Below are 25183 nucleotides of genomic sequence, written 5' to 3' on the forward strand. Positions count from 1 at the left end.
CGCGCTCAAGTTCATCGCCGACGGCGGCGTGTTCTCGATCTGGTCTGAGCCGGAAATCGTGCAGAACGGCGTTGAGATCGATGGTTTCATTGTCGGTTGGCGGTGAGATCTGAAAGTGCCTTCCGATAGGCGTCGACAACCAGGACTTGATCAAATTCACGCTCCATCTTTGTGCGGCCGGCATGTCCCATGGCACTGCGGGCATTGGACGAGAGCGCGAGAAAGCGTCCCATCGCCTCGGCAAGACTGTCAATGCTCCGCGCGTTACAGAGAAAGCCTGAGGCGTCGCGGTCGACCACAGAGCGACATCCGGGCACGTCGGTGGCAATGAGAGGCCGCGCCATGGCTGCCGCCTCGATCAGCGTGCGCGGTGCACCCTCACGGTAGGAAGGGAGCACGACGCAGGAGGCTGCGGCGATAGCCGGGCGCACGTCATCGGTGGTCCCGAGATATTCCAGTACGCCCTCCGCGACCCAAGCTTGAAGGGTCGCGCTGTCGATGGCGGTGCGGTTCTCCGAACCAGTTGCACCCAGAATCTGGAAGCGCGCGCTTGGATGGCGCGCCTTGATCTGCCTGGCGGCCTCGACGAATTCTACAACGCCCTTGTCGCGCAAGAGCCGGGCAATCATCAGGAAGACGGTCGGCTCCTGCGCCGATGGCATGTCTGCCGGGGCAAAGCGCGCCAGATCGATGCCTGATCCGGGCAACAAGCGTGCCTGCTCCACTCGTACGAGTTTCCTGTCGAGAAACAGGTCCCGGTCGTCTTCATTCTGGAAAAAGACGGTTTGCAGCCTGCCAAACGCGCGTCGATAGAGCTGCTCGGCGACGATTTGCAAGAGTCCACCCGACAGGAAGGCTGTCCCGAGCCCTGTGACATTCGGGACGAATGGTACGCCGGTAGCCAGCGCCGCGCGGGCGCCGAAAATATTGTTCTTGATCGTGTAGCTGAGGACGGCGTCGGGTCGCTCTTCTGCAAAAATCCTTTTCAACCGGCGCTGAAGCTTGAGATCGTCAACCGGGTTCAAGCCTTTCACATTCATGGGGAGCGCCCGGAAGCGACAGCCGATCCCTTCCAGTTTAGGAACAGAGTCATCCGGCGGTGCCAGCACTGTGATCCGATGTCCATCAGCACACAAAGAATCGACTAACGGCCGCCGGAAATTCCAGATGTTCCAGGCGGCATTCACTGTAAACATTATGTGCATACAGGTGCCTCAGCATAAAACATCATGATCTGCCCTGTACTACGCCGTCAGCGGGAGTCGCAATCCTTTTGCAAAGCCTGGTCGGCTTGTCCTTCCAAGGCCTCGGGTAGATTGCCGGCCTTCGCGGCCTTCGCGGCCTTCTCGTCCTCGATGTTGCGTTGCTTGGCGCAGCGACGATCGTGGTGTCCACGCAGCCCATGGCGAGGTAGCCGGTCATTTCAGCTCCGCCAACAGCGGAAACTCACAGCCGAGGCCAGACATTGTGTTCGGCGCTTTCGAGGTAGCGCGTCAGCTCGAACTCGTGCCATTCGCGACGACGGGGCCGATGATCGTCATTTCGATTTTCGGGCTGGGTCTGCTCTACCGCGACGGGCTCCTGATGCTTTTGGGATTCGTCGGCGCAGCAATTGCAGTTGCCGGCGGGCTTTGGGGGTTTGTTGGTCTGGGCGGCTCCTCGAACTGATCGCATCAAAGGGGACTATGGTCGACGTTCGCGTCGCCTCGGTCATCTGATTGATCTGGAGCGGTCGAAAGAAATGGCCGCTTTCCGAAACCTCGTCCCACAGGCTGCCAGTCCGGCTTCGCCCCTGTCCTTCTATAGCAAGTATCCGCGTCCACGCTCGCATGAACCCGAACGTCGATACGACCTACTCATCCAGGACTTCGCGGACCTTCAGAGCCAATTGCTCAAGCGAGGCCGGCTTGGGCAAGAGATGCACACCCGGGTCCAGCACTCCATTGTGCACGATCGCATTGCGCGAATAGCCTGTGGTGAACAGAACCCGAAGTTCGGGCTTTCGCCGCCTCGCCTCATCGGCGAACAGGCGCCCGCTCATGCCCGGCATGACGACGTCGGTGAAGAGCAGGCACACCTCCGGATGCCGGTCAAGCATCTGTAGCCCGCAGGCACCGTCTTCGGCTTCGAGAACGCCGTAGCCGAGATCCCGAAGCATCTGGACCGCCAGTTCTCTGACCCTCAGGTCATCTTCCACGACAAGGATGACTTCGGACGATTTCCCGTATGGGACGCCACGAGCCGAGGTGCGCACAGGAGCCTCGGCGTTGCCGTAGTACCGGGGAAGATAGATCTTCACAGACGTGCCATGGTCCGGCTCGGAATAGATCTTCACGTGCCCGCCGGACTGCTTCACGAAGCCGAAGACCTGGCTCAGCCCCAGGCCGGTGCCCTTGCCGACGCCCTTGGTCGTGAAGAAGGGGTCGAACGCCTTGGCGGCAACCTCGGGCGGCATGCCGCTGCCATTATCCGTCACTGCGACCAGAACGTATTGTCCTTCTGCTACGCCGTGCTCGGCGGCATAGGCGTTGTCGAGGTGGCAGTTCGCGGTTTCGATCGTCAACCGCCCGCCATCCGGCATGGCGTCGCGTGCGTTGACCGCGAGGTTCAACACGACATTTTCGAGCTGACCGGCATCAGCATAGGTTTGCCAGAGCCCGCCTGCCAGCACCGTCTCCATCTGGATCGTCTCGCCCAACGTCCGACGCAGGAGCTCGGACATGTCCGAGACCATGTCGTTCGCCTTCAGAGCCTGCGGCGACAGGGGCTGCTGGCGCGAGAAGGCGAGAAGGCGCTGCGTCAGGGTCGCGGCCCTGTTGGCTCCCTCCATCGCGCCCGAGATGAACTGGCCGACATCCGTGTCGCCCTTGGCGAGCCTGCGCTGAACAAGGTTCAATCCACCGATGACGATTGCCAGCATGTTGTTGAAGTCGTGTGCGATGCCGCCGGTGAGTTGGCCCACGGCCTCCATCTTCTGCATCTGTCGGATCTGGTCCTCGGCCCTGAGACGCTCCTGGACGGCATCGTTAATCCGCTGCTCCAGTGTCAGGTTGAGATCGCGCAGTTCTGCACTCGCCTGTTCTGCGGCGTTGCGCGCCTCAAGCAACTCCCGCTCGTACCGACGGCGGTCGGATGCATTGAACACCGTCATGCGGATGAACCGCACGTCTCCGGTGTCGTCGCGTCGCTCGACAGCGTTGACCAGGACGGGGAAGGCGGTGCCGTCCGCGCGCACAAGGTCGAGCGCAACCTCATTGAAGAAGCCCTGCATTCTCAACAGCGGGGCGAAGTGCGTCTCGTAATAGATCTTCCCCGCGATGTTCAGAAAGTCCTGGAACCGTTGCCCGTGAAGTTGCGCGCGCTCATGCCCCAGCCATGCGAGCAGGGTCTGGTTGACCTTGGTAATCCGGCCTTTCGCATCCGCCGACACATAGCCGCACGGCGCACTCTCAAAAAGGTCCTCCAGATCTTCCAGATCATCCTCTTCGAAGTTGTTGGCCCGGCTCACCCTCGCACCCTCAGAGGAAAGCTCTCATGGCCGCTATCGTTTCGTTGGGGGCGCTGAGGTTCGGGCAGTGTCCGACGGCGTCCAGGGTCACGAGTTTGCTGTTCGGAATGTTGCTGTGAACGTACTCGCCCACGCTGGTCGGCGCGATGACATCGTCGGAGCACTGGAGAATCAGTACCGGGACCTCGATCTGCGAGAGATCCGCCCGGTTGTCGGAGAGAAAGGTGACGCGGGCAAAGCGCTTGGCGATATCCGGATCCGTGCGGCAGAAGCTGTTCGTGAGTTCTTCACCCAGCTCTGGCCGGTCGGGATTCCCCATGATGATCGGGGCCATGGCTTGCGACCATCCCAGATGATTGCTGTCGAGGAAGTCCAGCAACTCGGCAATCTGCGGCTCGGTGAAGCCACCGACATAGTCGCCATCGTTGATATATCGCGGTGACGGGCCGATCATGATCAATCGATCGAACAGGTCGGGCGCCTTGTTGACGGCAAGAACGCCGATCATCGCGCTGACCGAGTGGCCGACGAAGACACCGTGCTCGACGCCGGCTTCCCGACAGAGCGTGATGAGGTCGTCGGCATATCCGTCGAGGGAGGCATATTTCTCCGGGTCGTAGGCCGTCAGATCAGATCTCCCGGCGCCGACATGATCGAACAGGACGGTCCGATACTGGTCTTCGAAAGCAGGAGCCACGAACCGCCACATGTTCTGGTCACAGCCGAAGCCGTGCGCGAACACCATCGACGTTGCCCCGCTGCCGGCCAAGGTCACATTGTGCCGCTGAAATGCCGTCAAAGCCATCTCCCTCCAACTGCATCGTCATGATCGAATGGCCTTCCCCCGAAGGCTCTCATCGGCTCTTGCGTTTGCGAGCCCTGCCAAGACGGAGGTCCTCCCAGGGACGATCAGCTTGCTGCCGCAACGTCGACGCTTCGTGTTTTCGGCGTATCCTCGGAAAAGAAACGATACGTGTCGCGCGGCACCGACTATCGCATCGCTATTCGTTCGCTTCGCGGGCGTCAATCGCCGCTGACGATCCAGGAGACGTTCGGGCCGCCTCGGATGGAACTGGTTTTGAGGCCTGCGGGTCAGGGAGTTCCGATTGCCTTGCATCATCGACATGCGTGAGAAAGGCGGGCCGCGGCAGCAGAGAAAGGCCTTCGACGTCTGGACTCCCAAGCCGCTCCGCGCGGGTGGTGACGAGATCTTCCAAGTGGCAACCGCCAATCGGGCCGATACTCGGCGAATGCCTCCAGTCACTGCTATTCTGGAAGGCGGACGGCACGGCGCCGGTCAAGCAGCGGCAGACCGCCGAGCGGATCTCCAAGCGTCTGCGCAACGAACACGGCTATGGCGGGGGCCTGACGGCGGTGGAGGACTATGTCCTGATAGCTTGGGGGTGGCTGCGCAAGACTTTCCGCACCCGCCGGGGCAATGCTGTTGGCGTCTCCTGCGGCTCGGTTCGGTAGAGATGTCTGGTCCCTATCGGGGCCAGACATCATCATGCCGGCAGACGATACCAATGTGGATTCAGGCGTCCCAGTCGGCCGCGGCCACAGCATCGGCACCGGCCGGAAGCTTCATCGGGCAGGCCGGATCGGTGGCGGCGCGCCATACGGCTTCTGCCACATCTATCGACCTGGTGACGGGGCCGGAGTGCTGCCGCATCTGCGCAACGGCCGCGTTCGTGTAGTCCGCATAGGGCTCGGGGAACCCTCCAGCCTCTTCGATACGTCCAAAAGCATTCTTGCCGAAACTCGTCTCGGGGGCGAGACCCGGCAGCACGATGCGGACCGTGACGCCGAAGGGTTCCAACTCCAGCGCGACGGATTCGGTGAAGGCGTTCACTGCGGCCTTGCTGGCCGTGTAAACGGACAGCAGTGGCAGCGGCTTCACCGTGACGGTCGAGGTCACGTTGACGATCGTGCCAGACCGACGCTCGCGGAACTGCGGCAGGACAGCCTGCATGGTCCGCATGGTCCCGATCGTGTTGGTCTCGAAGATGTCCCGGGCGATGTCCATTGGCGTGCCTTCCAGCGCATTGAGCCAGCCGACCCCGGCATTGTTGACGAGGACGTCGATCGGACCTGCCGCCTCGACCGCACGCCGGACGCTCTCGTCGCTCCGGACGTCGAGGGGAAGGATACGCAGATGTTCCGAGGCGGGGAGGACGCTCTCGTCCGGGGTGCGCATGGTGGCGACGACCTTCCAGCTCTGGCCGAGGAAGTGCCTGGCGATGTCGAGCCCGAAGCCGGACGAGCAGCCTGTGATGAGGACGGTGTTCATGATGTCTCCTTTGGTGCCTGTGCACGGGAGACATGTGGACGTCGCAGGACGGACCAGCTATCGCAGGAAGTCCTGTAAGCATTCGCGAGGGTCCTGAATTGATCGATCCCTTCGCCGAGGTGGTGGCTTTGCTGCGGCCGAGTCTGCCCTTCTCCAAGCAGGCGAGCGGCGCAGGGTCGTGGCGGATCGACGCGTCGGTGACGGAGGATCCGCTGTTCTGCGTGATCCTGGAGGGAGCCGTGCTCATGACCCTGGATGGGCAGCCGAGGCTCGAACTGAAGGAGAATGACTTCGTTCTTGTCCCCGCGGCCCGCGACTTCACGATGTGCAGCGTCGATGGAGGTCCGCCCAAGGGGCATTCGGTCCATACGATGCTCGACGGCGAGATGAGGCACGGCGATCCGTCGAAGCCGACGGACGTCCGCATGCTGGCTGGCCGCCTTGCCTTCGGCTCGCCGGATGCCGGGCTGCTCCTGTCCCTGCTTCCGGAAGTCATCCATGTGCGGGGGCTGAAGCGGATCGCGACCCTCGTGCAACTCGTTAGGGACGAAGCACAGGACGACCGGCCCGCCCGGGAGATGGTCCTGGCACGCCTGCTCGACGTAATGCTCATCGAGGCGTTGCGGGCGGCGTCGGGCAATACCGCGCCGCCGGGATTGCTCCGCGGACTGGCCGATGCCCGGCTGGGAAGCGCCATACGCTGCATCCACGCCGATCCGCGTCATGGCTGGACGGTGGAGCGATTGGCCAGGGAGGCGTCCATGTCGCGCTCCGTCTTTTTCGACAGGTTTCGAAGGGAGGTTGGTGTGCCGCCGATGGAGTACCTGCTGTCCTGGAGAATGGCGCTCGCGCGGAATATGCTGAGGCGCGGGGAGGGCGGCGTAAAGGCGGTCGCCGAGGCGGTGGGCTATGGATCCGCCAGCTCCTTCAGCGTCGCGTTCACCCGGTTTGTCGGTGTCCCGCCGATGCAGTTTGCTCGTCAGGCCGGCTCCGAGGCGGGCTAGGGCTGCCCCCGCCTGCGGCCGCTCTTGAGGCGCTACAGGCACGGAAACCGGGCGTCGAAGGACAGCGCCGGGCAAGAACACCGTCGATGGCCGCCTGTCGCCTATTGCTCGAAGAGCTTGGCGTCGCGGGCGATCATGGCGGCGTGGGTGCGGTTGCGGGCGTCGAGCTTGCGGGACAGCGTCTTGACGTGCAGCTTGACGGTGACCTCCTGCAGGTCGAGATCGCGGGCGATCTCCTTGTTGGCCTTGCCGTCGCACAGCCCTTCCAGGACCTGCATTTCCCGTGCCGACAGCTTGTCGGCCAGCGGATGGGAGGCTTCCGCCTCCATCTCGGTCATCCATTTGACCGGCGCGTATTGTTCGCCCGACGCCATGAAACGCAGGGCGTTGACCATGGATTTCGCGCCCAGCGTCTTCGGCACGAAGCCCGCTGCGCCGGCCGCCAGCGCGTCTTCGGCGACGGTGCGCGATGCCACGCCCGACATCAGCGCCACCGGCTTGTCCTGATTGGCCGCGATGGCCCGCTTGAGGCCGGCAAGACCGTCCATTCCGGGCATGCCGTAATCGAGGAGCACCAGATCGAAGGAGCCCACCTCGTCGATGCGAACCAGCGCCTCGTCGAGGGTTGCTGCCACCGTCACGTCGATCCCGCCCTCGTTCTGCAGAAACAGCGCGATGGTATCGCGAACCAGGTCGTGATCGTCTGCGACGAGAATCTTCAAGGACCGTCTCCTTCCGATCGCGGAATTCGGGCTTCTCCCGTCAGGACCGCGGCTCTCATTGTGCCCCGCCCGGCAGGAGAGGGCCAGCGTCGTCTCGCAGTGGTCCGTCTCGCACGGTCAGCGTGAGGGCTCAGGCTTTCCAATGGATTAAACAGGCGCATGGGACCGCTGCATTCGGCCGCGGCCCCGTGCGTTGCGGATTGTATTTGCGCGGTTCCATGGCCGACGCCGCATCTATTCGCCGATCCAGCTGTTGCCGTTGGCCAGGTTCTGCTCGCCCTCGTCCATGACGCTGGAGGTTGCCTGGGCGTCGCCATCATTGTTCTGATGGTTCTCCGTCATGATCAGACCTTCGGCGCCATCGCCCAGCGTCATCTCGATCTGCTGCCAGTTGCCGACGGCGGTGGAGGTGGAATTGATGATGACCGGCGATCCGAAGGCACCGGCGACGCCGGCCGCGCCTGCAGCACTGCCACGATTGTCCCGGGCGTACTGGTAGGCAAAGGCGGTCTCCCGGTTGCGCTCGGGGAAGTCCCAGGGATGCGGGCCGACAAGCGGTTCCCGTCCGCCGGCCATGGCGGCAACGGCGAGTTCGCCCAGGATCAGGGCGGCGATGGCCGAGACCCAGAACCAGCGGGCATGCGTGTCGTGATGTGTCCGGCGCATGATCGGTTTCCTTGCAGGTGAAAGAGGAACGGCGGGGCGTTGGGAGGGCAAACGCCCCGCCGCCGGATCGGAGCGGTTCGACCGAACCGCTCCGGGGGGCCTGTTACGGCAGCGTCACCGCGACGACCGGCTCGGCCGGACCGACATTGACGCTGAAATTGTTGCCGACCGCCGTGGCCGAGGAGCCGAGCGCAGGGCCGTCCAGGCCGCCGACACCGGTGAAGCCGGCAATCGTCATCATGTCAGCCGAGGAGTTCGCCGACACATCGGCCATCGCCGTCTGCACGTTGTTGCCGATGCCGAGGCCATTCTGCGGGTCGGTGTATTCCAGATCGACGGTCAGGCTGTTGACGACGGCCGTCGCGGAATTGTCGAGGCTTGCGTTGTAGATCGTGTCCGACGTCGCATCGGCACTCACCGAGCCGGCCTCGGCCGGATCGAGCCCGCCGAAATTCTGCACCGAGTCGTAGTTGATCTGCACGTCGGACGAGATCGCGGCGCTGTTGCCCAGGGCCTGCGCGTTGTTCTCGAGCGCCGCCAGGTCGGAGACCGAGCTCGTGTCGATGCCGACGATGTCGAGCACCGGAGCAAGCGGATCGAGAAGCGCTCCGGCCGGCGCATTGGTGAAGGCGCTGATATTGCTGGTCGCGGCGATGTCGCCGAGCAGGTCCTGCTCGTTCTCGGCCTGGTTCAGGCCGGTGGGCGCGAGTTCCGTGATCGCCGTGGTGGTGGTGTCGATCGTGGTGGTGACGTTGGCATCCCAGATCCAGTTCACCTCGTCGAAGGCATGGGCCGGAACGGCGCCTGCCAGCATTGCGAGAACGGCGGCTCCGGCCATCAGCTGCTTCTGTCGGTTACGCGTCATGTTTCTTCTCCTTGGGGTTTGCCGCAGGTTTCTTGGTGTCCATTCCCGGCTCACAGTGCTTGTTCTTGACTGTTGGGAAGCCGAGTCCTTCGGTGAGGATCTGGTAGGATGCCAGCTCCACCACCGATCGCACGCCGAGCTGCAGCGGCTCGTTTTTCACAGCCCCGGCGTCGAATTCGAGAAGTTGTGCTCCGAAGAAGCGGTACACGCCGGATTCGACCTCGTAGCCGACGACCTGCTTCTGGAGACTTGTGACGTAGACGGTGCGGAAGGTCCGGACGTCGACCAGCCGAAGGTCCAGGCCGACATTGATGACGGCCTTTCGAATGCCGCCGCCGATGCCGCCGACGAACAGCCGCGCGCCCCCGCTCACGATGTTGTAGTTGAGTTCGGTCAGCGCCCCGAGCACGACGAAGTCGGACGGGATCACATCGAGCGTGCGCACCTTCCGGCGGATCGCCTTCTTCTCGATGAGCTGCTGCTCGGCCAGCGGCACCCGGACGTCGAGGCGCTCGGTCAGCGCCACCTGACGGGTCTTGAAGAAGGCGCTGATCACCATCTCGGAGACGCCCTGGGTCAGCTCGGCGCTGTCGGTATATTTCGCGTAGGTCTTCTGGCCGGTCTTGTCGCTGATCTGCCCGACCGTGAGCGAGGGACGCCGCTTCGTCTTCACATCGGCCATGGCGGTGAGACAGGCCGTATAAGGCGTCTCGTTGCTCTGGACCGGCGCACCATAGGCCGGGGCGACATGGCTGGCGGCGGTGTAGGCCGCCGTCTGGCAGCCGGCGAAGGCCGGGGCGAGGCCGGCGACGAAGGCCAGCTTGATCGCCAGCTTGCGCCGGCCGGTGCCCGTATGACCGGAGTTGCCGTTGCAGATTACCGTCGTATTTCTGGCGAGTTTCGATCTCGACCGCATGACGTTCCCCTCCGAACCCTTTTCGAGAGCCGCGGCTGAAGAAGTGCCGTCCGATCTGTCTCGATGTCCTGAGTAAAGACTGCCGAAGAACGCAATAACAGCGCGCAACAGGTTAGAAACGGAGACGGAAGAATAGTCCGGTCTCGAACAGATATGCTTGGCCAGCCAGGCGGATAGTCGAACTATACGAAAGGCGAGGGAAGCCGAGGTTGGCCGGCGACCGGACGCCGGTGCACAGGGCGCGATCCCGCCAGCACAGAGGTGCCGAACAAGGGCTTCGATCGCGGCAGGCGGTGCCCCAGGGCACTCCGGCGACGCGCGACCTATACGAAAGGATAGGCCGGCTCTCCGATGCTCCGGCGCATTGTCCGTGCGGTCAGGCTACGATCGGGGAGGAACCATGCCACGCGGGGCGCCCGCGCCCGTTCAGTCCCATCCGCCGGACCGGAGCCGATCTCATGCCGACCGCTCGCCTCGCTGCCCCCGCCTTCGTTGCTTTCCTTGCCCTTGGCACAATGCTCGCTCCAGGCATGGCAGCGGACCTCGACGCGCCGACAGGCGACATCCTCCTGACGGTCACCGGCGCCGTCACCGTCACCAATCAGGGCGATACGGCCATCTTCGATCTCGGCCTCCTGGAAACCTTGCCGCAGGTGGAGTTCACCACCGCGACGATCTGGACGCAGGGCGAGCACCGCTTCACCGGCGTGACGCTGGAAGCGCTGCTCGACGCGGTCGGGGCCGAGGGGACCATCCTGAACGCCACGGCGATCAACGATTACAGCGTCGAGATCCCGGTCTCCGACGCGGTCGAAGGGGGCCCGATCGTCGCCTATCGCATGGATGGCGAGACCATGTCGGTCCGGGACAAGGGACCGCTCTGGGTGGTCTATCCCTATGACGACGTGCGCGAATATCGCAGCGAGGTGATCTATTCGCGCAGCATCTGGCAGCTCGACCGGATCGACATCCGTCCGTGACGGTCGCGACGGAAGACCCGGCATGACCGCGACCGCCGATCCACGGCCGGCGCGCCGGCGCGTCTGGCAATGGGCCCGTCGATACGGCCTCGGCCTGGCCGCGGGGCTGGTGGTCATCGCGCTGGGCGTCGTCGGGCTGCGCCTGTTCGACGGTGTCTCGGCCCTGCGCTCCGCGCCGCACGACAATCTGCAATGGTCGCTCGCCCAGATCGAGGTCGATCTCCTGCAACTGACCAATGCCGCCGACGTCTTCGACCATCCCGAACAGGGCCTCGACGAGTTCCGGCGGCGCTTCGACATCTTCTACAGCCGGATGAACACGGTGTCGTCGGGCGCGGTCTTCGCCGAACTGCGCGATATCGACAGCATCGGGACAATCCTTGCCCGCATCAACGGCTTCCTCGCCGAGACCGCGCCGCTGGTGGACGGCGACGACCGGATGTTGCGGGCCGTCGGCGACCGGGTTCGTGCCGACATCGAGGCGCTGCGCGACCCGGTTCGCCGCCTGTCGCTGGAAGGCGTGCGCCTGTTCGCCAAGTTGTCCGACAGCCAGCGCATCGCCTTCGAGGCGCTGTTGCTCACCGCGTCGCTGGTTGCCGCTGCGCTGATTGTCATCCTGGCCGTCGCCAGTGCGGTGCTGACCCGCCAGTACCGGATCTCGATCCAGCGTCTGCAGGAGTTGCAGCGCAATCGCGAACGGCTGGCCGCGACGATCAATTCGGCGCTCGACGCGATCATCGTCAGCGACGAGAACGGACGGCTGATCGAGATGAACCGGGCGGCGGAGGAGGTCTTCGGATACAGCCGCGCGGATGCCGTTGGCCGCGACATGGCGGAGATGATCATCCCGCCCCGCTACCGCGAAGCGCACCGGGCGGGGATGGCACGTCTGCGCGCCACGGGCGAGAAGCGGGTGGTCGACCAGGGTCGTGTCAATCTCGACGCGCTGCATGCCGACGGCAGCGAATTCCCGGTCGAACTGTCGATCGGCTCGGCCACCGGACAGTCCGGGCCGATCTTCATCGCCTTCATCCGCGACATCTCCGAACGGCTACGGGCCGAGCGGGCGCTGACCGATGCCCGCGACCAGGCCATGGCGGCGGACCGGGCGAAGTCGGAGTTCATCGTCGTGATGAGCCACGAGATGCGGACGCCGCTGAATGGCCTGCTCGGCGTCCTCGACCTTCTCGGGCGGACCAGACTTGCAGAGGAGCAGGCCGAATATCTCCAGGTCGCCACCACGTCGGGCGAAATCCTGCTGCGCAACGTCAACGACGTGCTCGACATCGCGCGGATGGAATCGGGCAAACTGACCTTCGACGTCAGGCCGTTCGACCTTGCCGGCACGATCCGCCGCGTTGCCGATGTCAACCGTCCCCTCGCCGCGGCGAGCGGTGTGCCGATCCATGTCGATATCGGACCGGTGGATCACCTCCTCGGCGATGTCCACCGGATTCAGCAGATCGCCATGAATCTCATCGGCAATGCGGTGAAATTCACCCGTTCCGGCGAGATCCGCGTCGCCTTGCAGACGCTTTCGGCCGCCGCCGGCTTTACCCGTTTGCGTCTGACGGTGACCGATACCGGCATCGGCATCGCCGCCGCCGACCAGAAGCGGATTTTCGAGGATTTCGTCACCCTAGACGCCTCCTATGCGCGCGAGGCGGCCGGTTCGGGGCTGGGGCTCGCCATCTGCCGCCGCATCGTCGACGCCCTCGACGGCACCATCTCGGTCTGCAGCGAACCTGGCCGCGGCAGTTGCTTCACCATGGAGATCACCTTGCCGAACGCCGCGGCCGGCGAGACCGGGGAGGGGGCATCGCCGTCTCCGTTGGCCGATGCCGCGGCGCAGTCTCGACCGCTCAACGTGCTCGTGGTGGAGGACAATGCGATCAACCGTTTCGTGGTGCGCGAGATGATCACCGAGGCCGGGCATCGGGTGGACGAAGCCTGCGACGGGCTCGAAGGCGTGACCATGGCAGGGCACCGCGCCTACGATCTCATCCTCATGGACATCAGCATGCCCGGCATGACCGGCATCGAGGCGACGGTCGCCATCCGCGCCTCGCAGGGGCCGTCCTGTAACGCGCCCATCTTCGGCCTGACCGCCCATGCCAGGCCCGAGGAACAGGCGCGCTTTGCCGAGGCGGGCATGCAGGCCTGCCTGACCAAGCCGATCCGGATGGAGCGCCTGACCAGAATGATCGCAGACGTGCAAAAGGCGGTTGCGGGAAACGCGAGCCCCGGCGCGAAGGACGCGGCCGCCGACAGGCGGGAGTGCGCCCACCCGATCCTCGACACCGACACGCTGGACGAACTGGCCGCGATGTTGGCGCCGGCGCGTTTCACGGAGCTTCTGCACCGTGTTTCGACGGATCTCGACCAGGGAATCGCGGCGCTTCAGGTGGCCATGCGGAACGGCGAGAACGAGGCGGCGGCACATGAGGCGCATCGTCTGGCCGGCAGCGCCGCCCTCGTCGGCGCCCAGGCGCTGCATGCCGCTCTCGCCTCCCTCGAAGCGGCCTGCCGAACCGGAGATCCGGCCAGTGCCGAAGAGGCCGCGCGAACAGCTTGGACGATCGCAGGGGACACACGAACAGTCCTTCGCGAACTGGCAGAAGGCACAAGCTGACCCGGCGCAGTTCGGTGACCTGCGAATGCATGCCGCTCACATCAGCGACAGCCCGGCCATGCGCGTCGATGGTGGCCGACTATGCTTTTCCGTTCGAGTTGCCTCCGCGATCACCGCTGGGGGGCGACCGGCTGCGTCAGGCGGCGGTCACGCGCCAGATGACGTCTCCTACATCGTCCGCCATCAGCAGCGATTTGCCGTCCGGGCCGATCGCCACGCCGACGGGACGTCCATAGGCAAGTTTCTCGTCCTCGGACAGGAAGCCGGACAGAATGTCGCGAGCCGGTCCGTTCGGCGCGCCGTTGGCGAAGGGGACGAAGATCAGCTTGTAGCCGCTGAGCGTCGAGCGATTCCACGATCCGTGCTGGCCGATCACCATGCCCTCGCCGAACCCCGGCAAGGTGCCGCTCGGCATCCAGCAGAGGCCGAGCGATGCCGTGTGGCCGCCGAGCGCATAATCCGGCTGGATGGCACGGGCGACGAGGTCCGGAGCCTGCGTGACACGATCGTCCACGGTCCTGCCCCAGTAGCAATAGGGCCAGCCGTAGAATCCGCCCTCTTCGACGGACGTCAGGTAGTCGGGCGGCGTTTCGTCCCCCAGCCCGTCGCGCTCGTTGACGACGGTCCATAGCTTTCCCGTGACCGGCTCGAAGGCCATGCCGACCGGGTTTCGCAGCCCGGAGGCAAAAATCCGCGCCTGTCCGGTGGCCACGTCCAGTTCCCAGATCGCCGCGCGACCCTCTTCCGCCGCCATCCCCTTGTCGCCGATGTTGGACAGCGATCCGACGCCGGCGTAGATCTTCGTCCGATCCGGCGAGACGATCAGGCTGCGGGTCCAGTGCCCGTGCGGCTTGAAGTCGACGAGCTTTTCATCACCGCCGGTGAGGCTCGTATCGCCTGGCCGGTAGTCGAAGCACCGAATGCCGTCCGTGTTGCCGAGATAGAACCGGTCGCCGACCAGCGCCATGCCGAAGGGCTGGTTCTGGTTTTCCACGAAGACCTCGCGGCGCTCGGCGACGCCGTCCCCATCCGCGTCACGCCAGAGGGTCACGCGATTGGCGCTGCGGCCGACCGCCTTGACGCGGCGCATCGTGGCCTGCTGAGCGTGGTCCATGAGGGTGCGCGGCCGCTCCGGCTGTTCCTTCGACTCCGCCACGAGGACGTCGCCGTTGGGCAGGACCTCGATCCAGCGGGGATGATCGAGGTTCGAGGCAAAGGCGTTGACCTGAAGCCCCGGCGCGCAGGTGGGCAGGCGCCCTTCCTTCCAGCCCTCTGCGGCGGGAAGTTTCAAGGTCATGATTCCCTGCTTTCGCGCTTCCGGAATCCGGGGTGTCTGCCCGACGGCCTGATGCGACGGAGAACCAAGGCGCCTGACAAGCGCGACAGCCCCGCCCACGACTTCAGTCGCCTTCGCGAGAATTCCCATAGTCGACCGCCTTGTCCGAGGAGCATGTATGGAGGGGACCAACAGCTGTGGCGCATTGGCCCTGATATGCGGTTTTCACTATCACATGCGCCGACGTCAAGGCGTCTCGGGCTGCCGCATCGGGCCCGGCCATCCGACATCGCGCGACCGGGCCGAAGCTCGTTTGGCAGGGCGGTTCATAGACCGTCTTCGAGTGCGCGAGCCGGGACATGACCGCTTTCAACGATATGGGGTTGGCCGGGAAACGACTGTAACGGGTCGGCGCGGAACGGCGAGAAGCAGAGTTGGTCCTCCGGCGGTACCGGCGATGTTGCAGGCTTGGGCATTCACAGCGTCCTTCCCGCCACCTTCGGCACCGGGTCAGGGGCGTAGGCGATCCAGCCCCTGAACGTGAACCCGGCGTAGAACAACGCGACGTCCTCGAAGCCGGCCTCCCGAAGCAAGGCCTCGTCGTCTTCCGGCGACAAGGCCGGCAGACGGTCGCCGATCGCCGCGATCGCGCCCGGCATCTGCGCCGCGGGCACGCCCGACATGACCGCAAAGGCGGCGAAGCGTTCCAGCCAGAGTGCTTTGCGCTCCGGGTCCTGCGGAAAGCTGTGATGCGCAACGGCGAAGGGCGCACCGGTCCTGAGCCGCCTGCGGAGGGCGATCAGCGTCCGCAGGCGCTCCTCCCGGGGCAGAAAGTGCAGGGTCAGGAGGCAGGTGGCGCCGTCGAAGGGCCCGTCCGGCGCGACATCGATGGTGCCTTCATGCAGCCGAACGCGCGAGGCGAGGGGGCCTAGCGTCCTCTTCGCCAGATGCAGCATCTCCGCCGAGGGATCGACGCCGTCGAACCGCCAGCCGGGCTGGAACTCGGCAAATGCCTTCAGTTCAAGCCCGCCACCGGCCCCCAGAACGAGCACACGACCGTCCGTATCCACGCGCTCCGCAAGAAGCAGCGCCGCCATGCGTTGCAAATGGTGAAAGCCCGGCACCATTCGCACCGGGCCTTCGGCATATCGGGCAACCGAGGCGGGATCAGAGAACAACGACAAGTGGCACCTTCAGGTCTCCGGGTGCAGAGGCATCGCCTGCATAACATGGACTTGGCACATGCCGACAAGTTACTGCGATTGCTGATGAAAAATTGGCATGGATCGAGTCCTGCCGGACCCACCATCTTCTACTCAAGCGATTGCAATTGCCTGCAGTTGCGCGAATGCGGACTCCGCACAGGCCGCGTGGGGCCAGTTGGTCTGTCCGGGCCGGAGCGGGTTGCCCGCGCACCCTCAGGCGACACGGTTGCCTTGGCGCCAGACGGAGCGGACCACCGGCGGCTCGCCGGGATGGTTGCGCACCCGCACCAGATCGGCGCGCCGGCCGACGGCGATGGTGCCGCGGTCTGTCAGGCCGACCGCGTCCGCCGGGTTCAGCGTCACCAGTCTGATCGCCTCCGGCAAGCCCGTCGCACCAATGTCGACAAGATGGAAGGCTGCCTGCAGCATGGAAAACGGGACGTAGTCCGAGGACAAGATGTCGAGGAGGCCGAGCCGAAGCAGTTCGATCGCCGAGATGTTGCCCGAGTGCGAACCGCCGCGCACGATATTCGGCGCGCCCATCAGGACATGTAGACCAGCGACGCGCGAAGCGGACGCCGCTTCCAGGGTCGTCGGGAATTCGGCAATGCTCATGCCCAGCGCCAGGGCCTCGTCGACATGGGCGACTGTCGCATCGTCATGGGAAGCCAGTGCGATGCCGCGCTCCCGGCATATCTCTGCGATATCGCGGCGGTGTCGGTCGGCGAATTCCGTCGACTCGGCCAGCCGCTTGCTGCTGAAGCTCTCGAACGCGGTGTCCGAGAGGCCGAGCTTCTTCTGGTAATAGGTCCGGTACGCCCCGAGATCGGCGAATTGCCGCTGGCCGGGTGCATGGTCCATCAGCGAGACGAGCTTCAGGAGGGGATTGCCCGCCAATCCGGCAAAGCCGGTCAGCACATCCGCGGCAGAAACTTCGCAGCGCAGATGGATGTAGTGGTCGGCGCGCACCCGTTCTTCGTTGACGGCCCTGCCGATCGTCTCTCCCATCTCGGCCATTTCGTCGGCGGTGAGCGTGGCGTTTTCGTCGGTACCGACCCGCAGCGCGTCGAAGACCGTGGTGATGCCCGAGCCGGCGATCTGGGTATCGTGCGCCTGGATGGCGGCCATCTTGTTCCACAGCACCTTCGGCCGCGGCATGAAATGCCCCTCGATATGGTCGGTATGCAGCTCGACGAGACCGGGGATGAGTGTGTCGCCATCCATGTCCTGCCCAGTCCTTGCCGGGCCCTCGCCGATCTCCGCGATCAGTTCGCCGTGCAGGGCCAGGTGCCCGTGGAGGACCGTATCGGCGGTGACGATGCGGGCGTTGGTCAGAACTGTTTCGTGCGGCATGTCAAAAGGTTTCTGGGCTGAGGGCTTGCGGGGTGAGAATGGCGCCGGCCGCTGCCTTTTCGGCGCGCGCAGCGTCGACCCTCAGGTGACGAAACGCCGGAGCTGCTGCGACAGGAGGTCGGTCAGCACCACCGACAGGACGATGATGATCAGGATGGCGGCGGATTGCGGATAGTAGAAACCGCGGACCGACTCGAACAGGACCTGACCGATGCCGCCGGCCCCGATGACCCCCAGGACCGTCGCGGCCCGCACATTGGATTCGAAGCGGTAGAGCGCATAGGAAATCCACAGCGGCAGGACCTGCGGGATCACCCCGAAGACGATTTCCTGCAGCTTCGATGCGCCGGTGGCGCGAATACCCTCCACCGGACGCGGGTCGATCGCCTCGACGGCCTCGGAGAACAGCTTGGCGAGAATACCCGTCGTGTGGATGAACAGCGCCATGACGCCGGCAAACGGTCCGAGCCCGACGGCGACGACGAACAGCACGGCCCAGACGATCTCGTGGATGGCGCGGAAGAAGTCCATCAGCCGGCGACAGGGCTGCAGGATGTACCAGGGCACCATGTTGTGCGCCGACAGGATGCCGAAGGGGATGGCGAGCAGCACGGACAGGACGGTGCCCCACAGGGCGATCTGCACCGTGACGACCATCTCCTCGGCGTAGTAGCGCCAGTCGGTGAAGTCGGGATTGGCGAAGCCGGCGGCGTATTGCGCCATGTTGTCGGCATCGGTGAAGAGATAGGTCCAGCGTCCCATCTCGGCCGGTGCCCAGCTCCACAGAAGGGCGGCCGCAAGCCCGCCCCAGATCACCGCGTTCCAGGCACTGCGAGACCAGTCGCGGCCGGCATTCAGGTCGGGGGCAGCGGGGCGCGAGAGAGAAACCGCGTCGTCGGTCATCGGGCATCCTGTGATCGGCGAAACCGGCCGGCGCCTGGATACGGTGCCGGCCGGAGGGATGTGGCGAAGCGTGCGGCGGGCAGGCCCGCCGCCGCGTGACGCGTCAGCTCTGCGGAGCGCTCTTGATCTTCTTCTCGTAGCCGGCCTTTTCGGCTTCGAGCTTCTCGATCTCGGCTGTCTTCTCCTCGGCGCTCCTGGAGTCGTCGGCCTCGATCTGGGCGATCGTCTTCGACAGTTCCATCACGCGGATCGGCAGGAGCTGGTCATTGGTGGATGCGACGAATGGCGCCCATTCGAGGCCGGCAAGGACTTCCTTCTCGTGTGCCACGTCACCGGTCGACTGGTCCGTGCCGTAGGTCACGAAGAACTTCTTGATCTTGTCCTTGCTCTCCTGCGGCAGGTTGGTGTTCCACACGATCGGATCGGCCGGGATCAGCGGCGACTTCCAGATCACCTTGATCTTGGCGAAGGCGTCCGGATTGTTCTTCTCGATGAGGGCAAGGCTCTCGGTATTGTTCGCCGCCGCATCGACCTGGCCGTTGGCGACGGCCATGGCGTTGGTCTCGTGGTTGGCGTTGGTGACGTTCTTGAAGCACTCCTTCGGGTCGACGCCGTTGGCGGCGAAGACGAAGGTCATCGGGACGAGATAGCCGGAGGTCGAGTTCGGGTCACCGAGGCCGAAATTCAGCGACTGGTCGCATTTCAGGAGATCCTCGACCTTCTCGAGCGGCGAGTCCTTCGGTGCGAGCACCAGCGACCAGTAGCCGGGATTGCCGGAGATATCGACGGTCTGGGCGAAGATCTCGCCATTGGCGCGATCGACGGCTTCCATGGCGGACTTGTTGCCGTACCAGGCGAGCTGCACCTTGTCGAAACGCATGCCCTCAATGACGCCGGCATAGTCGGACGCGAAGAAGGGCTTCACGGCGAGGCCGGTCTTCTCTTCCATGTCGGCGAGGAACGGCTCCCATTTTGGCCGCAGGTTCTGCTGGCTCTCGGTGGAGATGATGCCGAAGGCGAGCTCGTTCTGGGCAAGGGCCGTGGTCGAGATGCCGGCGACCATCGTGGCGGCGGCGAGTGTGCGAAGAACCATGTTCATGGCGTTGTTCCCCTGTTGCGTTTGGTTGTCGTGATGACTTCAGGCCGGTACCAGCGCCGGTGCGGTCACCGGCGCCTGCTTCGTCGCCCGGACGCGCCTGTCGGCGTCGACCGGCAGTGCGTCCGGAAGGACGAGCTCTTCCGAATCCGCGCCGTAGAGCTCGGTCAGAAAGGCGTTGGTCAGTGCGTGGGAGGGGCCGTCATAGACGACCTCGCCGCCGCGCAGCGCGATGGTGCGGGGGCAGTAGCGGCGGGCATATTCGACCTGATGCAGCGACACGACGGCGGTGATCCCGTCGGTGCGGTTGATCTCGGCGATCACGTCCATGACGCGGCGGGCCGACGCAGGATCGAGCGAGGCGATCGGCTCGTCGGCAAGGATGACGCGTGATTTCTGCACAAGGCAGCGGGCGATGGCCGCGCGCTGCTGCTGGCCGCCGGACAGGGTGGAGGCGCGCTGCCAGGCGACTTCCGGAATGCCGACGCGGCCGAGCGCGGCACGCGCCGCAAGCTTCTCATCGCGCGAGAACCAGCCGAGCGTGCCGCGCCAGCGCGGAATGCGGCCGAGATTGCCGAGGAGGACATTGGTGATGACCGGCAGCCGCGAGACGAGATTGAACTGCTGGAAGATGACGCCGATCTCGCGGCGCATGGCGCGCGCGCCGGCGCCGAGCCGGCCGTCGGACTGGATCGGCGCGCCGAACAGCGCGATGCTCGATCCGGTGCCGCGGTCGGCGCGTTCGAGGCCGGCGATATGGCGGATCAGCGTCGACTTGCCGGAACCGGACGCGCCGATCAGCGCGACCATTTCGCCTTCGGCAATGGTCAGGCTGACCTTGTCGAGCGCCTGCTTCAGAGCGAAGCGCTTGGACAGGTCTTTGATCGCTATGGCGCTCATGCGGGTCCCCCGTCCAGCGTCTCGACGGGTGACTCTTAGGAGCGCTCCATGTGGGTGCGATGACGACTTTCTAAACGTTCGATGACAGCCGCTCGGCAGCATCGAAGCGCGGCGGATTATCCGCCGTGCCGGTCGAGAAACGCCTGTGCATCAAGGCTCTGGAAGTCGGCGAGGGCGGTGCGCAGCGTCTCGTGCGGCCAGTCCCACCACGCCAGCGCATCCATGCGAGCGCCGATCTCGGCGGCAAAACGCGGCCGGATCGGCCGGGCGGGAACGCCGCCGACGATCGTGTAAGCCGGCACGTCCTTCGAGACGACCGCGCCCGCGCCGATCACGGCGCCGTTGCCGATGGTGACACCGGGCAGGATCGTCGCGCCATGGCCGATCCAGACATCGTGGCCGATGGCGACCCGGTGCGCGCGGCGCCAGGCGAAGAAGCACGCTTCGTTCTCTTCACCATCGAAATAATCACCGGCCCGGTAGGTGAAATGGTGCTGGGTGGCGCGCCATGTCGGGTGGTTGGTGGCGTTGATGCGGACGCAAGCGGCGATGTTCACGAACTTGCCGATCGCCGTGCACCAGATGCTGCCGTCTTCCATCACGTGGGAATAGTCGCCGAGGACGGTCTCGGTCAGGCGGCAGCGTTCGGCGATCTCGGTGTAGCGCCCGAGAGCGCAATCCTCGATCTCGGCGCTGGGGTGAACCAGCGGCGATAGGGAGAGCTTCGGCATTCAGGCCGCCTTGCGGGCGGAGAAGGCGGAGACGTCGATGATCCGCGTCGCGATCCGCTCGCGCACCGCCGCATCGTGGAAGATGCCGAGCACGGCGGTGCCCGCCACGGTCTTGGCCTCGATCATCTCGCAGACCACGTCGCGGTTCTGCGCGTCGAGCGAGGCGGTCGGTTCGTCGAGCAGCAGCAGCGGGTGGTCGGTGATGAAGCCGCGGGCGATGTTCACCCGCTGCTTCTCGCCGCCGGAGAAGGTGGCGGGCGGCAGCTCGAACAGCGGCTCGGGCAGATTGAGGCGGGCCAGCAGAACGCGAGCCCGTTCGCGCGCCGCCTCGGGCGCGATGCCGCGGGCGACGAGCGGCTCAGCGACGACGTCGAGCGCCGGCACGCGCGGGATGGCGCGCAGGAACTGGCTGACATAGCCGATCGCGTCGCGGCGAAGGGCGATGATCCGGCGCGGGTCGCCGGTGGCGAGGTCCATCTCGTTGCCAGTGGCCCCGTCGCGGATCAGGATTTCCCCGGCATCGACGGCGTAGTTTCCATAGACCATGCGCAGGATCGACGATTTGCCGACCCCCGATGGGCCGCCCAGCACGACGCATTCGCCGGGCGCGACGGTGAAGGAGGCCGCCTCGACGACCGGCAGGCGAATGCCGCCGCGCAGATGCATGGTGAAGGACTTGGCGACGTCGCGGGCCGTGAGGATCGGCTGGGAAGGCACGGACATGGCTCAGCTTTCCGGGATCGAGGCAACAAGGAGCTGGGTGTAGGCATGGTGCGGGTCGTCGAGGACCCGGTCGGTCAGGCCCTGTTCGATCACGCGACCGGCCTTCATGACGATCATGCGCTGCGACAGAAGCCGCGCCACCGCGAGGTCGTGGGTGACGATCACCACCGACAGGCCCATCTCGGCGACCAGCGAGCGGATCAGGTCGAGAAGCCGCGCCTGGACCGAGACGTCGAGCCCGCCGGTCGGCTCGTCCATGAAGACGAGGCGCGGCCGGGTGACGAGATTGCGGGCGATCTGCAGGCGCTGGCGCATGCCGCCGGAGAAGGCGTCCGGGCGGTCGTCGATGCGGTCCTCGGCGATCTCGACGCGTCCCAGCCAGTCGGTGGCGCTCTCGCGAATGCCACCATAATGGCGCTCGCCCACCGCCATCAGCCGTTCGCCGACATTGGCGCCGGCCGACACCCGCATCCGCAGGCCGTCGGCCGCATGCTGGTGGACGAAGCCCCAGTCGGTGCGCATCAGGAGGCGCCGTTCGGCCTCGCCGAGGCTGGCGAGATCGCGCAACGTGCCGTCGCGCATGGCGTAGGAAACGCTGCCCGACGTCGGGGCCATGCGGGCTGCGATGCAGTTCAGCAGCGTCGTCTTGCCGGAGCCGGACTCGCCGACGATGGCGACGACCTCGCCGGGCCAGACGTCGAAGGAAACGGCTTCACAGCCGACCCGAGCGCCATAGCGGCGGGTGAGGTCGCGAACGGTGAGAAGCGGCGATGCCTGGTCCATCGATGTCATGCCTCGCCCTGCCTGTTCTCGTGCCGTGGAGCCGGTCCACCGTCGCCGGCGTGGCCGGCCTCGCGCCGCGTTTCGCAATGGTCTGTGTCGGAGCAGACGAACATCCGCCCGCCGCGGTCGTCGGTCACAACCTCGTCGAGATAGACGTTCTCGGCGCCGCAGAGGGCACAGGGGCGGTCGAAAGCCTGGACGGCGAAGGGGTGGTCCTCGAAATCCAGCGACACGACGTCGGTGAAGGGCGGCAGGGCGTAGATCCGCTTCTCACGCCCGGCGCCGAAGAGCTGCAGGGCCGGCGAGCGGTGCATTTTCGGATTGTCGAATTTCGGGATCGGCGAGGGATCCATCACATAGCGGCCCTCGACCTTCACCGGATAGGCATAGGTGGTGGCGATGTGGCCGTGGCGGGCGATGTCCTCGTAGAGCTTCACATGCATCAGCCCGTATTCCTCCAGCGCATGCATCACCCGCGTCTCGGTTTCACGCGGCTCGAGAAACCGCAGGGGCTCGGGGATCGGCACCTGGTAGACGATGATCTGGCCGGCGGTGAGCGGCGTCTCGGGAATGCGGTGACGGGTCTGGACGATCGTCGCCTCGCTCGTCCGCGTCGTCGTGGCGACCCGCGCGGTCTTCTCGAAGAAGGCGCGGATCGACACGGCATTGGTGGTGTCGTCGGCGCCCTGGTCGATGACCTTCAGGACGTCGTTCGGACCGAGGATCGCTGCGGTCACCTGCACCCCGCCGGTGCCCCAGCCGTAGGGCATCGGCATTTCGCGTGAGGCGAAGGGGACCTGGTAACCGGGGATTGCGATCGCCTTGAGGATCGCACGGCGGATCATCCGCTTGGTCTGTTCGTCGAGATAGGCGAAGTTGTAGGCGGGCAGGGCAGCGGTCATTCTGCGGCCTCCCGCGCGGCAGCTTCGTCGTCGCCGGTCTCTCCGTTGCCCTCATCGATGTCTCGCGCGGCGTGCTCCCGGCGCATGCGGCGCACCAGATCGAGCTCGGCCTGGAAGTCGACATAGTGCGGCAGCTTGAGGTGCTCGACGAAGCCGGTCGCCTGGACATTGTCGGAATGGGCGATGACGAACTCCTCGTCCTGCGCGGGGGCGGTGCGTTCCTCGCCGAACTCGTCGGCCCTGAGCGCCCGGTCGACCAGGCTCATGGCCATCGCCTTGCGCTCGGACTGGCCGAAGACCAGTCCGTAGCCGCGGGTGAATTGCGGCGGCTGCTTGGCCGAGCCCCGGAACTGGTTGACCATCTGGCACTCGGTCATCCGGACCCGACCGATGGTCACCGGAAAACCGACTTCGGGCATGTCCATCACGACATCGACGAGGCCGATGCGGATTTCGCCGACGAAGGGATGCGAGCGGGCAAAGCCGCGCTGGGTCGAATAGGCGAGCGACAGGAGGAAGCCCTCGTCGCCGCGCGCCAGTGCCTGCAATCGCAGGTCACGGCCGGCGGGAAATTCCATCGGCTCGCGGGTCAGATCACCCGGCTTGCCGTCCGGCCCGTCGCCGTCCGGCTCGATCAGGCCGTCGGCGCCGAGAATGTCGGTCACGCGCGGACAGGCTTCGCCCGGCCAGTCGCGACGCGCGCCGGCCTCGACCGGCGCGTCGCCCGCCATGTCCGGGTCGATTAGCCGATGGGTGTAGTCGAAGGTCGGGCCCAGCAACTGGCCGCCCGGCAGATCCTTGTAGGTTGCCGACACCCGCCGTTCGATCCGCATGGTCTCCGTCTGAAGCGGCTGCGAATTGCCGAAACGGGGAAGGGTGGTGCGATAGGCGCGGATCAGGAAGATCGCTTCGATCAGATCACCTCGGGCCTGACGCACGGCCATCGCGGCGAGTTGGGGATCGTAGAGCGAGCCCTCGGCCATCGCCCGGTCGACGGCGAGCGCCAGCTGACCGGCGATCTGCTCCAGTGTCAGTGCCGGGACGTCGCGGCTGCCGCGACGACGGTCGGCGAGAAGACGGTGGGCGCTGGCGATTGCGGCTTCGCCTCCCTTGGCGGCGACATACATCTCAGCGATCTCCGATCTGGGTGGTGCGCGGCAGGCCCAGGGCTTCGCTGCCGGAAACAAGCAGCATGTCGATGCCGCGGGGATAAAGGCCGCGATTGTCTGCCCAATCCTTGAGGAAGAAGTCCGGCAGTCCGCACGGGCTGACGGTGGCGGACGTCTCTATGCCGGGGCCGATCAGCTGCAGCCTCTCGCCGCCCCGAAGAGCGGGAAGGCAAAGGATCAGCGTTGCCGAACGATCGGGATAAGCCGCAGTGCTGGCGGAAAAATCCGACAGGGCTGGCAGCTTGGTCGGGTCGCAGACGAGGGCGAAGGCGGCAGCCTGCGGTTCGGGAACGATCGCCGCACCGGTGTGGAAGGCAAGCCATTCGGCGACACCGGCGCCGGGAGCCGCAGGGTCGAGCCAGAGGGGCGTGTCGTAGTCGGCCAGCGCGGCAAGGATCGCCCCCGCCGCCGGTGGGACAGTCGATGGCGGCGCGGCCAACGCGCCAAGATCGACGATCGTGCCCGGCCGGGCAAAGGCATTCATGATCGCGGAAAAGGCGGCCTGGGCATCGAAGACGGGGTCGGCGAAGCCACCTTCGAGGGATGCAGTGGTCATTGT

At 65.4% G+C, this 25183-nt stretch carries 24 protein-coding genes; 4 read left to right on the forward strand and 20 right to left on the reverse strand.

Features of this window, described 5'->3' with window-relative positions; all coding sequences use genetic code 11:
• Positions 1 to 86: 86 nt before the first annotated feature.
• Positions 87 to 1196, reverse strand: coding sequence for a glycosyltransferase family 4 protein (locus ACEQX1_RS01195; protein WP_370195821.1), 1110 nt, complete (start codon positions 1194 to 1196; stop codon positions 87 to 89).
• Positions 1197 to 1506: 310 nt separating this feature from the next.
• Here ACEQX1_RS01195 and ACEQX1_RS01200 point away from each other — a divergent pair, with 310 nt between their 5' ends.
• Positions 1507 to 1668 (forward strand): exopolysaccharide biosynthesis protein, encoded by a 162-nt coding sequence (locus ACEQX1_RS01200; RefSeq protein ID WP_370195844.1) that lies wholly within the window; start codon positions 1507 to 1509, stop codon positions 1666 to 1668.
• Positions 1669 to 1852: 184 nt separating this feature from the next.
• On the opposite strand, the gene ACEQX1_RS01205 is transcribed toward ACEQX1_RS01200, so the two are convergent.
• From ACEQX1_RS01205 to ACEQX1_RS01215, 3 genes are all read right to left on the reverse strand, one after another.
• Positions 1853 to 3508, reverse strand: coding sequence for an ATP-binding protein (locus ACEQX1_RS01205; protein ID WP_370195822.1), 1656 nt, complete (start codon positions 3506 to 3508; stop codon positions 1853 to 1855).
• Between the two features lie 10 nt (positions 3509 to 3518).
• Positions 3519 to 4307: an alpha/beta fold hydrolase gene (locus ACEQX1_RS01210; protein WP_370195845.1), complete on the reverse strand. Its 789-nt coding sequence runs from the start codon at positions 4305 to 4307 to the stop codon at positions 3519 to 3521.
• A 735-nt stretch (positions 4308 to 5042) separates the two neighbouring features.
• On the reverse strand, positions 5043 to 5798 hold the full coding sequence (locus ACEQX1_RS01215; protein WP_370195823.1) for an SDR family oxidoreductase: 756 nt from the start codon (positions 5796 to 5798) through the stop codon (positions 5043 to 5045).
• Positions 5799 to 5896: 98 nt separating this feature from the next.
• On the opposite strand from ACEQX1_RS01215, the gene ACEQX1_RS01220 reads away from it, so the two are divergent.
• Positions 5897 to 6802 (forward strand): AraC family transcriptional regulator, encoded by a 906-nt coding sequence (locus ACEQX1_RS01220; protein WP_370195824.1) that lies wholly within the window; start codon positions 5897 to 5899, stop codon positions 6800 to 6802.
• Positions 6803 to 6903: 101 nt separating this feature from the next.
• Here the strand turns inward: ACEQX1_RS01220 and ACEQX1_RS01225 are convergent, their stop codons facing one another.
• The 4 genes from ACEQX1_RS01225 to ACEQX1_RS01240 form a co-directional block, all read right to left on the reverse strand.
• Positions 6904 to 7524 carry a response regulator transcription factor gene (locus ACEQX1_RS01225; RefSeq protein ID WP_370195825.1) on the reverse strand — a complete coding sequence of 207 codons (621 nt, stop codon included), beginning with the start codon at positions 7522 to 7524 and terminating at the stop codon, positions 6904 to 6906.
• Between the two features lie 234 nt (positions 7525 to 7758).
• A complete protein-coding gene (locus ACEQX1_RS01230) occupies positions 7759 to 8190 on the reverse strand; it encodes a hypothetical protein (RefSeq protein ID WP_370195826.1) in 432 nt (143 codons plus the stop codon).
• A gap of 103 nt (positions 8191 to 8293) precedes the next feature.
• Complete coding sequence (locus ACEQX1_RS01235; RefSeq protein ID WP_230785062.1) at positions 8294 to 9055, reverse strand: hypothetical protein; 762 nt, start codon at positions 9053 to 9055, stop codon at positions 8294 to 8296.
• Entirely contained in the window at positions 9045 to 9971 is a 927-nt protein-coding gene (locus ACEQX1_RS01240; RefSeq protein WP_188077236.1) for a CsgG/HfaB family protein, read from the reverse strand. The genes ACEQX1_RS01235 and ACEQX1_RS01240 overlap by 11 nt, the downstream gene beginning before the upstream one ends.
• 530 nt (positions 9972 to 10501) lie before the next feature.
• Here ACEQX1_RS01240 and ACEQX1_RS01245 point away from each other — a divergent pair.
• Together ACEQX1_RS01245 and ACEQX1_RS01250 are read left to right on the forward strand one after the other, a co-directional pair.
• Positions 10502 to 10951, forward strand: coding sequence for a molybdopterin-dependent oxidoreductase (locus ACEQX1_RS01245; RefSeq protein WP_370195827.1), 450 nt, complete (start codon positions 10502 to 10504; stop codon positions 10949 to 10951).
• Positions 10952 to 10973: 22 nt separating this feature from the next.
• Positions 10974 to 13583: an ATP-binding protein gene (locus ACEQX1_RS01250; protein WP_370196435.1), complete on the forward strand. Its 2610-nt coding sequence runs from the start codon at positions 10974 to 10976 to the stop codon at positions 13581 to 13583.
• A gap of 136 nt (positions 13584 to 13719) precedes the next feature.
• On the opposite strand, the gene ACEQX1_RS01255 is transcribed toward ACEQX1_RS01250, so the two are convergent.
• The 12 genes from ACEQX1_RS01255 to phnH all read right to left on the reverse strand — a co-directional run bounded on the left by ACEQX1_RS01255 (position 13720) and on the right by phnH (position 25180).
• Complete coding sequence (locus ACEQX1_RS01255) at positions 13720 to 15009, reverse strand: sorbosone dehydrogenase family protein (RefSeq protein WP_370195829.1); 1290 nt, start codon at positions 15007 to 15009, stop codon at positions 13720 to 13722.
• 326 nt (positions 15010 to 15335) lie between these two features.
• The gene (locus ACEQX1_RS01260; protein ID WP_370195830.1) at positions 15336 to 16043 is read right to left on the reverse strand and encodes a class I SAM-dependent methyltransferase; all 708 of its coding nucleotides are present in this window, start codon (positions 16041 to 16043) and stop codon (positions 15336 to 15338) included.
• Positions 16044 to 16277: 234 nt separating this feature from the next.
• Positions 16278 to 17417, reverse strand: a complete 1140-nt coding sequence (locus ACEQX1_RS01265; protein ID WP_370196436.1) for an alpha-D-ribose 1-methylphosphonate 5-triphosphate diphosphatase — start codon at positions 17415 to 17417, stop codon at positions 16278 to 16280.
• An 81-nt stretch (positions 17418 to 17498) separates the two neighbouring features.
• The gene (gene phnE / locus ACEQX1_RS01270) at positions 17499 to 18320 is read right to left on the reverse strand and encodes a phosphonate ABC transporter, permease protein PhnE (RefSeq protein ID WP_024351264.1); all 822 of its coding nucleotides are present in this window, start codon (positions 18318 to 18320) and stop codon (positions 17499 to 17501) included.
• Positions 18321 to 18423: 103 nt separating this feature from the next.
• A complete protein-coding gene (gene phnD, locus ACEQX1_RS01275; protein ID WP_370195832.1) occupies positions 18424 to 19419 on the reverse strand; it encodes a phosphonate ABC transporter substrate-binding protein in 996 nt (331 codons plus the stop codon).
• Between the two features lie 39 nt (positions 19420 to 19458).
• The gene (gene phnC / locus ACEQX1_RS01280) at positions 19459 to 20316 is read right to left on the reverse strand and encodes a phosphonate ABC transporter ATP-binding protein (RefSeq protein ID WP_024351262.1); all 858 of its coding nucleotides are present in this window, start codon (positions 20314 to 20316) and stop codon (positions 19459 to 19461) included.
• A gap of 116 nt (positions 20317 to 20432) precedes the next feature.
• Positions 20433 to 21047, reverse strand: a complete 615-nt coding sequence (locus tag ACEQX1_RS01285; RefSeq protein WP_370195833.1) for a DapH/DapD/GlmU-related protein — start codon at positions 21045 to 21047, stop codon at positions 20433 to 20435.
• Entirely contained in the window at positions 21048 to 21770 is a 723-nt protein-coding gene (phnL, locus tag ACEQX1_RS01290; RefSeq protein WP_370195834.1) for a phosphonate C-P lyase system protein PhnL, read from the reverse strand.
• Positions 21771 to 21773: 3 nt separating this feature from the next.
• Entirely contained in the window at positions 21774 to 22553 is a 780-nt protein-coding gene (gene phnK, locus ACEQX1_RS01295) for a phosphonate C-P lyase system protein PhnK (protein ID WP_370196440.1), read from the reverse strand.
• Between the two features lie 5 nt (positions 22554 to 22558).
• Positions 22559 to 23455 (reverse strand): alpha-D-ribose 1-methylphosphonate 5-phosphate C-P-lyase PhnJ, encoded by an 897-nt coding sequence (locus ACEQX1_RS01300; protein ID WP_370195835.1) that lies wholly within the window; start codon positions 23453 to 23455, stop codon positions 22559 to 22561.
• A complete protein-coding gene (locus ACEQX1_RS01305) occupies positions 23452 to 24582 on the reverse strand; it encodes a carbon-phosphorus lyase complex subunit PhnI (protein WP_370195836.1) in 1131 nt (376 codons plus the stop codon). Before ACEQX1_RS01305 ends, ACEQX1_RS01300 begins: the two co-directional genes overlap by 4 nt.
• Position 24583: 1 nt before the next feature.
• Entirely contained in the window at positions 24584 to 25180 is a 597-nt protein-coding gene (gene phnH, locus ACEQX1_RS01310; protein WP_370196437.1) for a phosphonate C-P lyase system protein PhnH, read from the reverse strand.
• Positions 25181 to 25183 lie beyond the last annotated feature (3 nt).

It is taken from the genome of Aurantimonas sp. (assembly GCF_964217435.1).
In the GTDB taxonomy this organism is placed as follows: domain Bacteria; phylum Pseudomonadota; class Alphaproteobacteria; order Rhizobiales; family Rhizobiaceae; genus Aurantimonas; species Aurantimonas coralicida.

Coding starts and splice junctions, on each gene's coding strand:
- phnD (WP_370195832.1), bottom strand. CDS start 19,419: ATGAACATGGTTCTTCGCACACTCGCCGCCGCCACGATGGTCGCCGGC.
- ACEQX1_RS01240 (WP_188077236.1), bottom strand. CDS start 9,971: ATGCGGTCGAGATCGAAACTCGCCAGAAATACGACGGTAATCTGCAAC.
- phnE (WP_024351264.1), bottom strand. CDS start 18,320: ATGACCGACGACGCGGTTTCTCTCTCGCGCCCCGCTGCCCCCGACCTG.
- phnC (WP_024351262.1), bottom strand. CDS start 20,316: ATGAGCGCCATAGCGATCAAAGACCTGTCCAAGCGCTTCGCTCTGAAG.
- ACEQX1_RS01285 (WP_370195833.1), bottom strand. CDS start 21,047: ATGCCGAAGCTCTCCCTATCGCCGCTGGTTCACCCCAGCGCCGAGATC.
- ACEQX1_RS01195 (WP_370195821.1), bottom strand. CDS start 1,196: ATGTTTACAGTGAATGCCGCCTGGAACATCTGGAATTTCCGGCGGCCG.
- ACEQX1_RS01250 (WP_370196435.1), top strand. CDS start 10,974: ATGACCGCGACCGCCGATCCACGGCCGGCGCGCCGGCGCGTCTGGCAA.
- phnL (WP_370195834.1), bottom strand. CDS start 21,770: ATGTCCGTGCCTTCCCAGCCGATCCTCACGGCCCGCGACGTCGCCAAG.
- phnK (WP_370196440.1), bottom strand. CDS start 22,553: ATGGACCAGGCATCGCCGCTTCTCACCGTTCGCGACCTCACCCGCCGC.
- ACEQX1_RS01300 (WP_370195835.1), bottom strand. CDS start 23,455: ATGACCGCTGCCCTGCCCGCCTACAACTTCGCCTATCTCGACGAACAG.
- ACEQX1_RS01255 (WP_370195829.1), bottom strand. CDS start 15,009: ATGGGAATTCTCGCGAAGGCGACTGAAGTCGTGGGCGGGGCTGTCGCG.
- ACEQX1_RS01305 (WP_370195836.1), bottom strand. CDS start 24,582: ATGTATGTCGCCGCCAAGGGAGGCGAAGCCGCAATCGCCAGCGCCCAC.
- ACEQX1_RS01245 (WP_370195827.1), top strand. CDS start 10,502: ATGGCAGCGGACCTCGACGCGCCGACAGGCGACATCCTCCTGACGGTC.
- ACEQX1_RS01215 (WP_370195823.1), bottom strand. CDS start 5,798: ATGAACACCGTCCTCATCACAGGCTGCTCGTCCGGCTTCGGGCTCGAC.
- ACEQX1_RS01265 (WP_370196436.1), bottom strand. CDS start 17,417: ATGCCGCACGAAACAGTTCTGACCAACGCCCGCATCGTCACCGCCGAT.
- phnH (WP_370196437.1), bottom strand. CDS start 25,180: ATGACCACTGCATCCCTCGAAGGTGGCTTCGCCGACCCCGTCTTCGAT.
- ACEQX1_RS01230 (WP_370195826.1), bottom strand. CDS start 8,190: ATGCGCCGGACACATCACGACACGCATGCCCGCTGGTTCTGGGTCTCG.
- ACEQX1_RS01235 (WP_230785062.1), bottom strand. CDS start 9,055: ATGACGCGTAACCGACAGAAGCAGCTGATGGCCGGAGCCGCCGTTCTC.